Origin of the sequence: Streptomyces phaeolivaceus, from assembly GCF_009184865.1 — a bacterium.
Classification (GTDB): domain Bacteria; phylum Actinomycetota; class Actinomycetes; order Streptomycetales; family Streptomycetaceae; genus Streptomyces; species Streptomyces phaeolivaceus.
In genome coordinates this window covers 5,294,171-5,308,611 of record NZ_CP045096.1, presented here as the reverse complement: position 1 = coordinate 5,308,611, position 14,441 = coordinate 5,294,171, and the positions used below count along the sequence as shown (strand labels likewise).

Sequence of the window (14,441 nt, the reverse complement as noted above, 5' to 3'; positions counted from 1 at the left end):
TCAGCCGGTGGCGACCGCCCGTTCCGCGGACGCGGCCCGGCGCGGAGCCGGGCTGTCGAGGTGGACCACGACAGAGGCGTAGAACCGCTGTACGGCGTCGTCGACGCTGCGGATGAAACCGGACTCGGCGTTGCCGCGCGTACTGCCCATGCCCTTGAAGAGGGACAGCCGGAAGCCGGTGATCTGCGCGCCGTTCGCGGGGAGCAGGTCCGCCGGTTCGGGGCGGAGCCGTTCCAGGGTGCCCCGGGGGCCGCCGGTCCCGCCCTCGACGAGGGTCTCCACATGGAGGTCCGCCGGCGCCTCGGACAGCCGCTTGACCAGGCGTTTGGCCCAGTTCAGCGGGTAGCCCTGCTCGGGTGCGGGGATCTCGATGGACGTACGCAGCTTGCCCGTACGCAGATCGGCGCTGAGCGCGAGGACACCCGGTGTGCCCTCGATGCGCACCTCCGACCGCAACTTCCCCTGCTGACACAGCTCGTCGGCCATGCGCGCGCGCCGCTCCCCGGGGTCGGTACCGCGTCTGGCGCGGCGGACCGGGAGCACCTTCTGGCCGAGTTCACCGCCGAGGCCCAGACAGACCTGGCGGATGAGCCGCTCCCAGCTCTCGACGACCTCCAGGGTGCGCGGGTCGCCCTGGCAGAGCGTCTCGTCGTCGATGCCGTTGCGGACGGGGACCCAGGCCGCGCCCATGTTCTGGAAGCCGTGGCAGCCGGAGTTGTCGTGCTGGAGGTAGTGCAGGAGTTCCTGGAGCAGCCAGGCGTGCGCGCTGTTGCCGACGCCCTCGTGCCGGAGCAGCATCTGCGCCTGGTGGGCGACCTCGGCCCAGGACAGATGCCAGAGTGCCACCTTGTGCTTGCGCCGGCCGTCGATCTTGACGTCGACGAGTGGACTGCCCTCCAGCGCGACATCGCTGGACAGCGTGATCACGGCCTCGTAGCCGCGGCGCGCGGCGATGTCCATGTACGCCTGCACCTGCTCGGCCCTGAGGGCGTTGCCGTTGGTCTTGGTCTCCACCAGCGCCGTCCACAGCTTGCCGGCGCGCTCGACCCGGATCACCCCGTCCGGGCGCCTCGGTGTCTCGCCGTGCGGCAGGGAGACCTCGGTGAACGTCTCCGTGCGGCCCGCCGGCGCCCCGAACGCGGCGGTGAGCCGCCTGCCGAACTCCGGCACCTGCGCCATCACCGACAGCAGCACCGAGGTGGCCCGCGTCTCCCGGTCGCGGTCGCTCTTCAGCGCCGACACCGGGAAGAGCCGGGCCTCCTTCCAGGACTCGTTCTCCGCGAGGGACTTCTTCACCGCCTTGGGCAGCGTGACCTTCTTCTTGGCGGTCCGGGGGCGCGCGGACACCTTCTTGGGCGCCGTCTCCGACTCCGATACGCCCGCCGTCGCGCCCTGCGTCTCCGCCGTCTCCGCCGTCTCCGCCGTCGTTTTCGGCTCCGTGTCCTCGCCGGGCTGCCGTGGCGCGGGGAGGGCGGGGAGAGCCGCTGCCACTGCCGCCGCAGACTCCTGCTCCTGCCCGGCGGCCGTGACCGCGACCGGGACCGGGACCGGGACCGCAGGTGCTGTACCGGCCGCGTCGGCCGACTCCGCCCGCTCGCCCACTCCCTCGGCCGACTCGTCCTCGACGCCCTCCTCGCCACCCTCTTCGACGCTCTCCTCGACGTCGTCGTCGACATCGACGCCGAAGTCCGTGGCGAGGCCCGCGAGGCCTGTGTCGTAGCCCTGGCCGACGGCCCGGAACTTCCACTCGCCCGCACGCCGATACAGCTCGCCGAAGATGAACGCGCTCACCGATCCGGCGTCGTCGATCGCGAACCGGAGCAGCCCCTCACCGGAGCTGTCGGCCAACGTCACGCACAGGTCGTCGAGTTCACCGAAGCGCGCGTCCTCGTACCGGCTCGCGGCGACGACGATGCGCTCGACGTCGTCCGGGATCGCCGTCAGGTCGAAGACGATCTGGTCCTCGCTGCCCTCCCCGGCCGGCTTCTTGCCCAGGAGCTGCACGCTGCCGTCGGCGGCCACCGGGTTGTTGTAGAAGTAGAAGTCGCCGTCGCCGCGCACCTTCCCGTGCTCGCCCAGCAGCATGACCGACACGTCCGCGTCGCCCTCACCGGTCGAACTGGCCCATCCCAGCGTCACGCTCACCGAGTCGACGTTGTCGCTCAGCCCCGCCAACCCCACGTTGGCGCCCTTGACCATCTCGTGCATCAAACCCCCAATCCCCGCACACGGGCATGCCGGGCCCCCTGCGCCCGTCACGTACTCCCCGTGTGACATGCCACACATTCAGCGCGGACAAAACTCTAGTGCGCCACACGCCGACATACACCGATCCGTCGGAAACCGTCCGCCCGAGGCCCCGGTGACGGCCCCTCGGGAACGCCGGGAGAAGCTTGGGCGAGTGTCGTTACCCCCAACTTCCAAGGAGACGACCGGAGATGACGAAGTGGCCGGCGCGTAGAGCGGTGTTGTGCGGTGGGCTGGGCGGAGGGCTTGCCCTGGCCGGGATCGGGGGCGGGGGCGGGAGTGCTTGGGCCTCGTCCGCTCGGTCCGGGAGCGGTGGGGGCGCGGGGCGTGCCGGGAGTTCCGGGGGTGCCGGGGAGGTGTATGTGCCTGTCGCGGTCGGGGCCGGGGGTGGGCCCGTCGGGAGTGATCGGGTGCATGTGCTGAAGGTGGGGGCGCCGGACGCGGGGACCGTGGTGGTGCTGGTCCCGGGGATGTTCGGGGCCGCCAACGACTTCCGGCTGACGGCCCGGGACCTGGTGGCCTCGGTGCCCGGGATCCAGGTGTGGGCCGTCGACCGGCGGGAGGAGAACCTCGCCGACCGGAGCGGGTTCGGAAGCGGGTTCGGGAGTGCGTCCGAAAGCGCGTCCGAAAGCGCCGGGGCCGACCCCGTGGGGTACTACCTCGACGGGCGGTATCGGACCGTCGAGCCCGCCTCCGCCGGGTACTTCGGGCGGTGGGGGCTGGAGCGGACCCTCGACGATCTGCGGTGTGTCGTCCTCGCCGCCCGCGCGGGCGGACGGCGGCGGGTCGTGCTCGGCGGGCACTCCTGGGGTTCGACCACCGCGCTGGCGTACGCGGCCTGGGACTTCGACGGGCGGGCCGGATACCGGGATCTCGCAGGGCTCGCGGTCCTCGACGGGGGCGTGCGCGGCGCGTTCGAGGGGACCGGGGCGCCCGTGCGGGACTCGCCGGAGGAGGTACGGGAGCGGCTCGCGGCCATCGCCGGCGGCCAGGTGTTCGACATGACGCTCAGCGGTGTCGGCCTCGGCGACCGGGCCGAGAGCACCCAGATCTGGTACCAGCTCGCCGGGTGGTACGCCCACCACGACCCCGCCGGCCGGTCCGTGCTCCAGGACCGGGTGCCCGCCGCGCTGCGGGTGCCGTTCCCGGTGACCAACGCCGCGCTGCTCGGCAGCTTCGTCGACGCCGGCTTCGGCTGGCCCAACGACATCAGCGTCCACTCCGGGCGCCTCGCCGCCGAAGCGGACGGCGACGGCGTACGCGGGTGGGTCGACGACGGCATCACCCCGATCGGGCGGGTCGCGGAGGCGTACGCCGGGCCCGTGCCCGGGGTGTGGGAGTGGTACTGGCCCGCCCGGCTCTCCGTGGACCTGGACGTGAGCGACGTCTACGCCGACACCGACCTCGCCCGCTCCCTCGGGCTGCGCCTGCGGCACGCCCCCGGCCTCGACATACCCCTCTACGCCTTCCAGACCAGCTACTCCCGGGGCACCGTCGTGGAGAGCGCCCGCCGTGTCGTCGCCGAGTCCCGTATCCCGTACGGCGTCTACGAGACCGACGAGGGCATGAACCACCTCGACCCGCTCTTCGCCGCCACGGAACACAACACGGCCACGCGCACGCTGGCGGAGTTCCTGCGGAGGGTGGTGGGGGCAGGGCACCGGTGACACCCGGGGCGTGCGCGCCACAGCGCGCACGCCCCACCCGCGCCCCCGTACACCCCTGCGCCACTACCGCTCCGGCTCCCCTCAGAGGTTGCGTGCCAGCAGATCCAGCAGCGCGGCCCCGTGGCGTTCGGTCGCCTCGGGGCCGCGCGAGTTGCTGAGGACGACGTCCAGGCCCGCGGCGACGGCCAGCCGGGCCAGCGCCCCGCCGATCATGCCGCTGCCGATGAGTCCGAGGGTCTTGGTCATGACACCGGTTCTCCGGTCTTCCGTGGGAGTGGATACCAAAGGTGAAACCGCGTGTCACGCTGGCCACTGAGGCGCACACCTGCAAGCGAGGGTCGTCCGGGCGGTAGCATCGCGGGGTGAGCGGGGTGAGCGGGGTGAACGGAACGAGCGGTGCGGGCGGTGCGGGCGGCGCGGCACCCACGAGCCCTGGGAAGTCCGCGCGGGCGAACACCAGGGACATCGCACGGGCCGCCGTACGGGCCGAACTGGCCCAGGTGGCCTTCGAGTTGTTCCTGCGCGACGGCTTCGACAAGGTGACACTCGACGATCTGGCGTCGGCCGCGGGGGTGTCCCGGAGCACGTTCCTGCGCTACTTCGGCACCAAGGAGGACGCCGTGCTCGGCGCCTTCGACGCGCACGGCGGCTGGGTCGCCGACGCGCTGCGCGCCCGCCCCGCCGACGAGGACGACTGGACGGCGCTGCGGCGGGCGCTGGACACGGTCATCCAGCGGTATCACCAGGACCCGGCCGGTTCCCTCGCCACCGCCCAGCTCGTCCGGGACACCCCCGCGCTCTGCGCCCGCCAACTGGAGAAACAGCACGGCTGGCGGCCCACGCTCGCCCGCGCGCTCGCCGAACGGCACGGCACCTCGGGGCCTCCGGGCCTCGCCGAGACCGTACGGGCCGCCGCCGCCCTCGACTGCCTCGACGTCGCCCTCGACCACTGGACCGCCTCGGACGGCGACCTCGACCTGGTCGCCCTCCTGGACGAGGCGTTCGCGACACTGGCGTAACGGCCGAGGGCGGGGACGGGAGGCCCGAGAGGGCAGATACGACGCAGATACGACAGAGACGGCAGAGACGGCAGAGACGGCGTACTCGTCCGTCAGGTGTAGACGATCGGGCAGCCGCGGCGGAGCGAGTGCTGCGCGGCGCGCAGATAGAGGGCGACGTAGAAGGCCGTGTCGAGGTCGTCGGCCCATGGGCCGGGGCGGACCGCCTCGGCCCATGGGCCGGGGCGGACCGCAGCCAGTCTCTTCGCGTCTCCGTCCAGGAACCATGTGGTCAGGTCGAGGTTGTCGCACATCTCCGGGGTCTCGGGCGGCAGTCGGACGGCCGCCGCGAGCCGCTCCGCGAGCGCCAGGACCTGAGGAGCGCCGGCGACCGTGGTCACGTCCGTGTAGCCCGACTCGACGTCGAGTCGGATCTCCTCCTCCAGGGAGAACGGCACCAGCAGCGACCAGCCGCACAGGAGTCCCGTCTCCTCGCGGGTGAGGTGGGCGTCGCACAGCCCGACGAAGCCGTCCATCGGCGGGACCAGCTTCTCCTCGAAGGCGAGTCCGGAGCCACGGACGAAGGCCGTCTCCCCGGGCACCGAGTCGTACGGCGGCAGCCCTCGCCGTCGCAGCTCCTCGTTCAGCGCCGAGGCGAGACGGCCCCGCCCCGGTTCGTCCCCGTGCTCGTCCTGGTCCTCAGAGAACCATTCCTCCGCGTCGACGCTCACCAGATAGATGCCCATGGCCGGAACGTACTGCCCGCCACTGACATTGACCGGACCTGGGGTGTACCGGGGGTGTAGCCCGCTACACCCCCGGTCCGGGAGAGCACTCCCTCGTGGCGAGGACCGCCGCACGGGATCGTGGAAGCACGAGGTCAAGCGGACCTCACCGGCACTTCTCCACTTCCTTGCTTCCCTCGACAGGCGATTCCCATGAAGGCCCTGCTCGGCTCGAAGCCCGTCCTGTGGTTCCTGTTCCTGTTCAACCTCGCCGTCGCCGCGGTCGCGCCCTTCGTCGTCGACGGCGCGCAGGGCATAGCCACCGCCGTCGGCATAGCCACCGCCGTCGGCATAGCCACCGCCGTCGGCATGGGCGTCGTCTCGCTCGGCGCGGGTGTCAGCCTGCTGCGCGGCCGGGGACAGCGACAGCACGCGTGAACAAGCGGTACCGCCGCGGTACCGGGTCCGTCACGGGAACGTCCAGATCCAGAACGTCCGGATGAGTTCGGTCCCTGCCTGGCTAAGGTCGGTATCTGTCACTCCTCGGCCCGCCAGAGAGCGAGAATGACCGTGCTGATACTCATTCTGTCCATCGTCATCCTTCTCGCGCTCGGCGGCTGCGCCTGCGTCTACTGGACGGCCCGAGGCGACGCCCCCCGCTGGGCACGCGGCGTGGCCCGGACGACGGAGGCCGCGAGCAAGGTGCTCCTCCGCGCGAACACCGCGTCCAACGACCGGAACACCGGCGACAACGGCTAGAAGGTCGCAACAACTGGGCGACAACGGACGACCGGCCGAACCAGTCGTCGGCGAAACGGGTCGCTCCCGTGCGCGTCGGCGCCCACCCGACTCCCCGCGCTTCGGCCGGCACCCGCACAACTCCCGGGCCGGGACAGGAGTCGTTCTCCCTGAGGGATATGAGCGGGATATGAGCGCGATCTGCGGGGGGAGCGCATGGGTGGGGTCCGGGGTGGTGGGGCGGGCGGGGCGGCGCACCAGGTCGCCTTTTTCTCACGGGAGTTGTCGGCGGGGGAGGCCGAGCGGCGGGCCGCCGCCGTCAAAGGGCTCGGGCGGGTGGGATGTTGGGCCGCCGCCGAGCACGGTGAGGTCGTCGCCGGGGTGGGCGCGGCCGTCGTACGGACGGCCGGGGACCCCGATGCCTCGGTACGGGCCGCCGCGGCGGACGCGCTCGGACGGCTGGGCCCGCTCGGCGGGGACGAGGCGGGCCCGGTGGTCGTCGGACTGATGGGGGACCCCGACCCGCGCGTACGGCGTCGGGCCTCGCTCGCCGCCGAACGGCTGGCGCTGACCGGGCCGGCCGTCACGGAGGCGTTCCGGCGGCTGCTGGCGGACACCGACTGGCATCTGCGGCTCAACGGGCCGCTCGGGCTGGGCAGTCGGGGTGGGACGGCCGAACCGGCCGTCCTCGTAAGGCTGTTGGGCGACGCCGAGCCGTATGTGTGGGGGCTCGCGCGGATCGCCCTCCACGCCTGCGCCTCCCGGGACGAGAACCTCGTACGGGACGAGCTGATCCGGACCGCCCGGCACGGTCACGGGCGCTCCCGCGCGCGGGCGCTGGAGATGCTGACCGCGCGGCATCCGCGCGCTCTGCGCGACACGTTCCTCGACGGTCTGCGCGACGAGTGCCCCGAGGTGCGGCGGGTGATGGCGGGACTCCTCGCCGACGACCTGCGGCACGGCCCCGCCGACGCGCCGCTGTCATCGCTGAGGCTGTCCGGAGCGGTCGACGGCCTGTTCTCCGCGCTGCGCCGGGCGGGAGCACCCGAGTCGCTGCTGCCGCTGCCGCGGCCCTCGGAAACGGCCGACGCGCCGCTGTCATCGCTGGGGCTGTCCGGAGCGGTCGACGGCCTGTTCTCCGCGCTGCGCCGGGCGGGAGCACCCGAGTCACTGCTGCCGCTGCCGCGGCCCTCGGAAACGGCCGACGCGCCGCTGTCATCGCTGAGGCTGTCCGGAGCGGTCGACGGCCTGTTCTCCGCGCTGCGCCGGGCGGGAGCACCCGAGTCACTGCTGCCGCTGCCGCGGCCCTCGGAAACGGCCGACGCGCCGCTCGCCGCGCTGGAGGCCGAGACCGACGCCGACACCGCCGCCCGGCTCCTGTACGCCCTCGGTGATCGGGGAGACGTACGGGCCGTGCCCGCCGCCGTACGGTGGCTGGACCGTCCGGGCGCGGGCGCCAGTGCGGTACGGGCACTGGCCGGGATCGGTACGCCGACGGCGGTCCGGTGGATCGCCTCGACGGCCGCCGCCGGCCCCGGGCCCGACCCGGGCCCCGGTCTCGGCCACCCCTACACCCGGGCGACCGCCGCCGCGGTCCTCGGCGAACTCGCGGCGCCCGGGGCCGCGGAGACGCTGCTGCCGCTCCTGGACGACCCGGACGCGGAGGTACGGGCCGGGGCGCTGAAAGGACTGGGGCGGCTGGGCCACCACGGGCTGCCGCGCCCGCGACGGCACACGGTGGCCGAGGCCCTGCTCGCCCACCTCACCGCCGACGAGCCGAACCTCTGGTACACCGGCAAGGCGCTCGCCGCGTACCCGGAGACCCTCCCCGCCGTACGGCGGCTGATCGACCACCCGTCCGAGGAGGTCAGGGCGACCGTGCTCGGTCTGTTGGACGAGGACGACGAGGGGGATCTCACCGTCCTCCTCGCCCACCTCGACGACCCTTCCGAGCCCGTCCGGCACGAGGCCCTGCGGGGGATCGGCCGCTACGTCGACGAGCACGGCGAACTGCCCGAGGCACCGCCCGCCACGCCCGCCACACACACCACGCCCACGAGATCCGCCGCGCACACCGCGCACACCGCGCACACCGCGCACACCGCACCCGCCGCACCCACCGGACCCTCGGGTGTCGATCTGCTCGGTGTGATCACCGCGCTCTCGGAGCCGGCGTCGTCCCGGCAGATCCGCTACACGGCCCGGCTGATCCTCGACAAGCTGAAGAAGACCTAGGCCGGGCCCGAGCGGCGGCGGCGATCAGTCCGTGCCGAACTCCATCGCCGCGCGGTCCAGCAGCTCGTCGTCGTCGGAGCCGGTGGTCTCGCCGCGGGAGGCGATGGCCTCGGCGCCACCCTCGGGGAGCTGCCCGATGAGGCCGGTCGCGGCGGCCTGGGCCGCGCCGATCGCGGGGCTGCCGGTGCCGAGGAGGCCGAGCACCGAGTACTGCTCCAGCTTGGCGCGGGAGTCGGCGATGTCGAGGTTGCGCATGGTCAGCTGGCCGATGCGGTCGACGGGGCCGAACGCGGCGTCCTCGGTGCGCTCCATGGAGAGCTTGTCCGGGTGGTAGCTGAAGTGCGGGCCGGTGGTGTCGAGGATCGAGTAGTCCTCGCCGCGCCGCAGCCGCAGGGTGACCTCGCCGGTGACCGCGGAGCCGACCCAGCGCTGCAGGGACTCCCGGATCATCAGGGCCTGCGGGTCCAGCCAGCGGCCCTCGTACATCAGCCGGCCGAGGCGACGGCCCTCGGCGTGGTACTGCGCGAGGGTGTCCTCGTTGTGGACGGCGTTGACGAGGCGCTCGTACGCGGCGTGCAGCAGGGCCATGCCGGGGGCCTCGTAGATGCCGCGGCTCTTGGCCTCGATGATGCGGTTCTCGATCTGGTCGGACATGCCGAGGCCGTGCCGGCCGCCGATGGCGTTGGCCTCCATGACGAGGTCGACGGCGGAGGCGAACTCCTTGCCGTTGATCGTCACCGGGCGGCCCTGGTCGAAGCCGATCGTCACGTCCTCGGTGGCGATCTCGACCTCGGGGTCCCAGAACCGGACGCCCATGATCGGCTCGACGGTCTCCAGGCCGGTGTCCAGGTGCTCCAGGGTCTTCGCCTCGTGCGTGGCGCCCCAGATGTTGGCGTCCGTGGAGTACGCCTTCTCCGTCGAGTCCCGGTACGGCAGCTTGTGCGCGACCAGCCACTCGGACATCTCCTTGCGGCCACCCAGCTCGGTGACGAAGTCGGCGTCCAGCCAGGGCTTGTAGATGCGCAGATGCGGGTTGGCGAGCAGGCCGTAGCGGTAGAACCGCTCGATGTCGTTGCCCTTGAAGGTCGAACCGTCGCCCCAGATCTGGACGTCGTCCTCCAGCATCGCCCGCACCAGCAGCGTGCCGGTGACGGCACGGCCGAGGGGGGTGGTGTTGAAGTAGGCCCGCCCGCCCGAGCGGATGTGGAACGCGCCGCAGGTCAGCGCGGCGAGGCCCTCCTCGACCAGCGCGGCCCGGCAGTCGACCAGGCGCGCGATCTCGGCACCGTAGGTCTTCGCGCGGCCGGGCACCGAGGCGATGTCGGGCTCGTCGTACTGGCCGATGTCAGCCGTGTAGGTGCACGGGACAGCACCCTTGTCGCGCATCCACGCGACGGCGACCGAGGTGTCGAGCCCGCCCGAGAAGGCGATGCCGACGCGCTCGCCGGCCGGAAGAGAGGTGAGGACCTTGGACATGGAAATATTATGCATGCCAATGCATGATCATGCAAAGCTGGATCCGGAGATCCGGAGGTGATTCAGCTCCCATCGCCCCCATCACCCCCGTCGGTCCCGTCGGTCCCGTCGCCCCCGTCGGTCCCGTCGCCCCCGTCGCCGAGTTCGGTGAACAGGGTCAGCTGGAGGTCGCCGGGGCCTTCGAGGCGGGCGTTGAGGGAGTTCCAGGGGGTGCGGGTCGGCTCGGCGATCACCTCGGCACCGGCCGCGGCCAGCTTCGCCGTGGTCGCGGTCGAGTCGTCCACCTCGAAGGCGACCCGGATGTGACCGGCCACGCGGCGGCCGACCTCCACCTCGTCGATGAACGCCGCGTGGTTCGGGTCGGTGATCTCCAGCGTCGCCCGCCCCGCCTCCAGGATCGACACCCGCCCCCCGTCCGACGAGAACGCCGCCCGCTCGGGCAGCCCCAGCACATCCCGGTAGAAGTGCAACGCGGCGTCGTAGTCGGCGGCGGTGACGACCAGCCGGAGTTCACGGACGGCGGGAACGGCAGACACGGCGGGCACGGGTGCTTCGGACACAACAGCTCCTGGATTACTGGGCGTTGGACGGTCGAATGGTGATTGTAAAGTCGCGCACATGGCCGAGGAGTGGCGAAACGACCGGATCGGCAACGCGCTGCGGGGCACGAACCCGACCGTGCTGCGCGGACTGGCGGCCGGGTTCGCGGTGATCGGGGACACCCAGTTCCTGCCGGGGTACTGCGTGCTCCTCGTCGACGACCCGACGGTGGGACGGCTGTCGGAGCTGCCGGCAGCGCGGCGGACGGCGTTCCTCTCGGACATGGACCGGCTGGGCGAGGCCGTCGAGCGGGCCTGCGGGCGCCTGGACCCGGCGTTCCGGCGGGTCAATCTGGAGATCCTCGGGAACACGGACCCGTTTCTGCACGCGCATGTGTGGCCGAGATACGCGTGGGAGCCGGCGGAACGGGTCGGCGGGCCGGTGTGGTTGTACCCCCGGGAGCGGTGGGGCGACGAGCGGTACGCGCTCGGGCCCCGCCACGACGGGCTGCGCGAGGCGATCGGCGAGGAGCTGGACCGCCTCGCGAGGTGACCGGAGGTGACCAGGTGACCGGAGGTGACTACAGGAGCGCCTCCGGGAGGGAGACCCCCTCTCCCGACAGGTGCCGCAGGGCCGCCGCGATGGAGTGGCAGTCGAAGAGGGCGGAGTGTTCGTCGCCCGGGGCGGGCCGGGGCAGGCCCAGGGCCTGCCAGAGGCGGCCCGAGTTGACGGTCGCCGTGGCCGGGGCGACCGCGTTCAGCCAGGGGCGGATGTTGAGGAAGCCGGGGGTGAGGGCGTGGTGCTTGATCTCCTCGCCCCTGGCCCGCGCCCAGCCGATGTTCTCGCCGAGGACGAGCATGTCGTTGCCGTAGGAGAGGACGGACTGCCCCTGGCAGAAGGCGAGGAAGTCGCCGAGCGCCTGGGCCGGGGCGAGGCCGTCCCGGTCGACGGAGCCCTGCTCGACACCGGTGAGGGTGGTGAAGAACGGCGACAGCACCGGATTCACCACCGGCCGGACCAGCGCCTCGTACTCCTCCACGACGCGGTACGCCCCGTACGCCCCGCGCTCCCCGTGTCCCCCGCGCTCCCTTCTCACCCGCAACGCGCCGATCTGCACGATCTCCCGCAGCTGGCCGGGGGCCGACCAGTCCTGTTCCATGGCCCCCGGCCAGGTCGTGAACTCCAGGTCGAAGATGACGAAAGTGGGCAAAGCGCTACGCTCCCTGACTCTCCCTGGACCGCGAGGACGGTCACGGGAACGTTCTACCCACCGACGGCGCCGACCTCGAACCCCGCGTCGGCCCCGGGACGTGTGTCAGCCACCGAGCCCGTTCGGGGCCATCGGCCGGTCCCCGGTGGATACGTCCACCCCCGCGAAGCCGTCCGGAAGGACCCGCCCCGCGTCCCCCGCCGCCAGTCCGGACTTCAGCTCCTCGCCCGCGCCGTCCGGGCACAGGCCCTCGGCGAGGTGGACGTCGAGCGCCTCGTCGATCGGGCTCGGCTCCAGCGCCGTACCGTCCTCGTTCAGGCGCTGGTACTTCATCAGGTTCCAGCCCATGGAGAACTGGCGGTCGCCGTCCTCGCGGGTCAGGCTGATCGTGCCGGCGCCGAAGACCCCGCCGTCGTGGCCCCAGAAGCGTCCGCAGCCGGGCAGGTCGAGGGTGTAGATGCCGAGGCCGTAGTCGATCGCGGCGCCCGGGGCGATCTCCACCGGGACCGTGCGCCGCATCTCCGCGAGGGACGCCCGGCTGACGAGACCGCCGGTGAGGAGCTTGCGGTAGAAGCGGTTGAGGTCGTCGGTCGTGGAGACGATCGCGCCCGCGGTGGAGGCCCAGGACATGTCGTAGACGCTGTAGTCGCGGGGCGGGTCGATCAGCCCGTAGAACGACTCGTACATCTTGGGGTGCGGGCCCTTGATGTACGGGGTGCGCGGGAACGAGGTGTCGTCCAGCCCGGCGCGGTCGATGACATGGCGGGTGAGATACGTCGACGCCTTCTGGCCGGTGACCCGCTCCAGGATCAGGCCCGCGACGACGTAGTTGGTGTTGGAGTACGAGCCGGGCAGTACGCCGGGGCTGCCGGTGGCGTCGGCGGCGAGGCCCAGCCGGACCAGTTCCCCGGGGGCGATCGAGCGGAAGCGGTGCTCGTCGAGGCTGCTGGTGGAGTTCCGCAGCAGGGAGGGGAAGGCGCCGACGACGTAGTCGCCGAGGTGGCTGGTGTGGTTGAGGAGCATACGGACGGTGATGGCGTCGCCGCGTTCCCGGTCGGCGTCGCTCCCGTCGAACAGTTCGGGGACGTAGTCGGTGACCGGGGCGTCGAGGCTGATCCGGCCCCGCTCCACCTGCTGCATGATCGCCACCGAGGTGAACGTCTTGCTGATACTGCCGACGCGGTGCCGCATGTTCGGGGTGACCTTCCGCCCCGTGTCCACGTCGGCCAGTCCGGACGCGCCGGTCCAGCGCTGCCGGCCGTCGCGCACCGACGAGTACGCGCCGTACATCCCGGCCTCGTGGAGCGCGTCGAGCGTGTCGCGCAGTCCGGCACGGTCCAGTCCGGTGGACGCCGGGGCGGCGCCCGTGGCCCCGGGTGCCGCCGCGACGAGCAGAAGTGTCGTACCCAGAGCGGTTCCGACGAGATGTTTGATGCGCACGGTTGGTTCCCTCGTTTCCGGCGTCGCCGACGATCCCAATGGGCCCGGGACGGTCAACTCCCGTGCCCTGTAAGGCGATTGTCATGAACTACCGGTGTGCTCCACATCCTTCCCGCGGACGACCGCCTTCACAGGGGGGCCATGACATCCGTCATGGCCCCCCGCGAACGCGTCAGAGACCGTAGCGGGACTTCATGTGGCGCCAGAAGTCCCGGAACATCCACTTGTCGAACTCGGTGATCTGCGCCGCGCTGCCCGCCTTCATCAGGAAGCAGCACTGGCCGGTCGGGGACCAGTCGTAGAAGTCGTCGAGGCCGAAGGTGTGGCCGACCTCGTGCAGATAGATGTGGATGTTCTCCTGCCCCAGGGCGCCGGTGAAGTAGGAGCGGCCCATGCGCTGCCCCCAGTCACCGCCGGCGCCGCCGCCGAAGCCCTCGGTGAGCCAGAGGGACTGGTCGTAGTGGCGGGCGGCGCCGCCGGGACAGCGGGAGTAGTTGCCGTCCTGGTGGAAGAAGCGTCCGCAGTCGGGGTTGCACTGCGGGGCTCCGGCGCCGTCGAGCATGTTGGTGTAGATGTCGACGGAGTTGTCGCTCCACTGGAGGGTGGAGCGGTTCTTGACCGCCCAGCCGACGATGTTGACGGGGACGTTGGTGTACGGCCAGGCGTTGTGACCGGCGCCGTTGTCGAGCATGGCGGCCATCCACTTGCCGAACTGCTTCTTCAGCGCGGCGTGGATCTGGTCGCGCAGGGCGGCGCTGACGGGCTGGTCGGACTCCCAGCGGACGCAGTAGTTGACGCTTCCGCGGTTGGCCATGATCTGGTCCCAGCCGTAGTTGCGGAAGCCGTAGAGGTTGCCGTAGGTGGATTCGACGTGGTTCCAGACCTCGTTGAGGGGCTGGACCAGGTTGGCGGGCGGGTTCCAGGCCGCCGCCGCGGCCACCGCCCGATCGGCCTCGGCCGCCCGGTCGTTCGCCGCCTGCGCGACGGACGGGGTGCTCAGACCGGGGGCGAGCAGGACGGCCAGGACGGCGGCGAGGACGGTGAGCAGTCTCGCGATACGAGTGCGGCGGGTGCGGCGAGTGCGCTTGGTGTGCATGGTGAACTCCCTTTGTGGATGCGGGATTTCACGTGCCTTCACTTCACCTCTCCGTCGCCGCCGACCCCC

14 protein-coding genes are annotated in these 14,441 nt (G+C 71.9%); 6 read left to right on the top strand and 8 right to left on the bottom strand.

From position 1 onward, the window contains the following. Positions 1 to 2,208, bottom strand: a complete 2,208-nt coding sequence (locus F9278_RS25025) for a TerD family protein (protein WP_152170323.1) — start codon at positions 2,206 to 2,208, stop codon at positions 1 to 3. Between the two features lie 401 nt (positions 2,209 to 2,609). Between F9278_RS25025 and F9278_RS48225 the strand changes: the two genes are divergently transcribed. Further along, the gene (locus F9278_RS48225; protein ID WP_264300179.1) at positions 2,610 to 3,914 is read left to right on the top strand and encodes an alpha/beta hydrolase; all 1,305 of its coding nucleotides are present in this window, start codon (positions 2,610 to 2,612) and stop codon (positions 3,912 to 3,914) included. Positions 3,915 to 3,995: 81 nt separating this feature from the next. Here the strand turns inward: F9278_RS48225 and F9278_RS48220 are convergent, their stop codons facing one another. Then, positions 3,996 to 4,199, bottom strand: coding sequence for an NAD(P)-dependent oxidoreductase (locus F9278_RS48220; protein ID WP_264300178.1), 204 nt, complete (start codon positions 4,197 to 4,199; stop codon positions 3,996 to 3,998). Between the two features lie 77 nt (positions 4,200 to 4,276). Here F9278_RS48220 and F9278_RS25010 point away from each other — a divergent pair, with 77 nt between their 5' ends. Continuing rightward, the gene (locus F9278_RS25010; RefSeq protein WP_404818941.1) at positions 4,277 to 4,933 is read left to right on the top strand and encodes a TetR family transcriptional regulator; all 657 of its coding nucleotides are present in this window, start codon (positions 4,277 to 4,279) and stop codon (positions 4,931 to 4,933) included. A 92-nt stretch (positions 4,934 to 5,025) separates the two neighbouring features. Here the strand turns inward: F9278_RS25010 and F9278_RS25005 are convergent, their stop codons facing one another. Then, positions 5,026 to 5,658 (bottom strand): hypothetical protein, encoded by a 633-nt coding sequence (locus F9278_RS25005; protein WP_152170321.1) that lies wholly within the window; start codon positions 5,656 to 5,658, stop codon positions 5,026 to 5,028. Between the two features lie 192 nt (positions 5,659 to 5,850). Here F9278_RS25005 and F9278_RS25000 point away from each other — a divergent pair, with 192 nt between their 5' ends. The 3 genes from F9278_RS25000 to F9278_RS24990 all read left to right on the top strand — a co-directional run bounded on the left by F9278_RS25000 (position 5,851) and on the right by F9278_RS24990 (position 8,610). Continuing rightward, positions 5,851 to 6,075 (top strand): hypothetical protein, encoded by a 225-nt coding sequence (locus F9278_RS25000; RefSeq protein ID WP_152170320.1) that lies wholly within the window; start codon positions 5,851 to 5,853, stop codon positions 6,073 to 6,075. Between the two features lie 126 nt (positions 6,076 to 6,201). Further along, complete coding sequence (locus tag F9278_RS24995; RefSeq protein ID WP_193241618.1) at positions 6,202 to 6,396, top strand: hypothetical protein; 195 nt, start codon at positions 6,202 to 6,204, stop codon at positions 6,394 to 6,396. A gap of 195 nt (positions 6,397 to 6,591) precedes the next feature. After that, complete coding sequence (locus tag F9278_RS24990) at positions 6,592 to 8,610, top strand: HEAT repeat domain-containing protein (RefSeq protein WP_152170319.1); 2,019 nt, start codon at positions 6,592 to 6,594, stop codon at positions 8,608 to 8,610. Positions 8,611 to 8,634: 24 nt separating this feature from the next. Here F9278_RS24990 and argG read toward each other — a convergent pair whose 3' ends face one another. Together argG and F9278_RS24980 are read right to left on the bottom strand one after the other, a co-directional pair. After that, positions 8,635 to 10,086 (bottom strand): argininosuccinate synthase, encoded by a 1,452-nt coding sequence (argG, locus tag F9278_RS24985; RefSeq protein WP_152170318.1) that lies wholly within the window; start codon positions 10,084 to 10,086, stop codon positions 8,635 to 8,637. A gap of 62 nt (positions 10,087 to 10,148) precedes the next feature. Next, positions 10,149 to 10,622 carry a VOC family protein gene (locus F9278_RS24980; protein WP_152174105.1) on the bottom strand — a complete coding sequence of 158 codons (474 nt, stop codon included), beginning with the start codon at positions 10,620 to 10,622 and terminating at the stop codon, positions 10,149 to 10,151. Between the two features lie 82 nt (positions 10,623 to 10,704). Between F9278_RS24980 and F9278_RS24975 the strand changes: the two genes are divergently transcribed. Then, positions 10,705 to 11,178, top strand: a complete 474-nt coding sequence (locus F9278_RS24975; protein WP_152170317.1) for an HIT family protein — start codon at positions 10,705 to 10,707, stop codon at positions 11,176 to 11,178. A gap of 28 nt (positions 11,179 to 11,206) precedes the next feature. On the opposite strand, the gene F9278_RS24970 is transcribed toward F9278_RS24975, so the two are convergent. From F9278_RS24970 to F9278_RS24960, 3 genes are all read right to left on the bottom strand, one after another. Then, entirely contained in the window at positions 11,207 to 11,836 is a 630-nt protein-coding gene (locus F9278_RS24970) for a 3'-5' exonuclease (RefSeq protein ID WP_152170316.1), read from the bottom strand. Between the two features lie 105 nt (positions 11,837 to 11,941). Then, a complete protein-coding gene (locus F9278_RS24965) occupies positions 11,942 to 13,276 on the bottom strand; it encodes a serine hydrolase domain-containing protein (RefSeq protein ID WP_152170315.1) in 1,335 nt (444 codons plus the stop codon). A 172-nt stretch (positions 13,277 to 13,448) separates the two neighbouring features. Beyond that, positions 13,449 to 14,372: a hypothetical protein gene (locus F9278_RS24960; protein WP_152170314.1), complete on the bottom strand. Its 924-nt coding sequence runs from the start codon at positions 14,370 to 14,372 to the stop codon at positions 13,449 to 13,451. Positions 14,373 to 14,441: the final 69 nt, after the last annotated feature.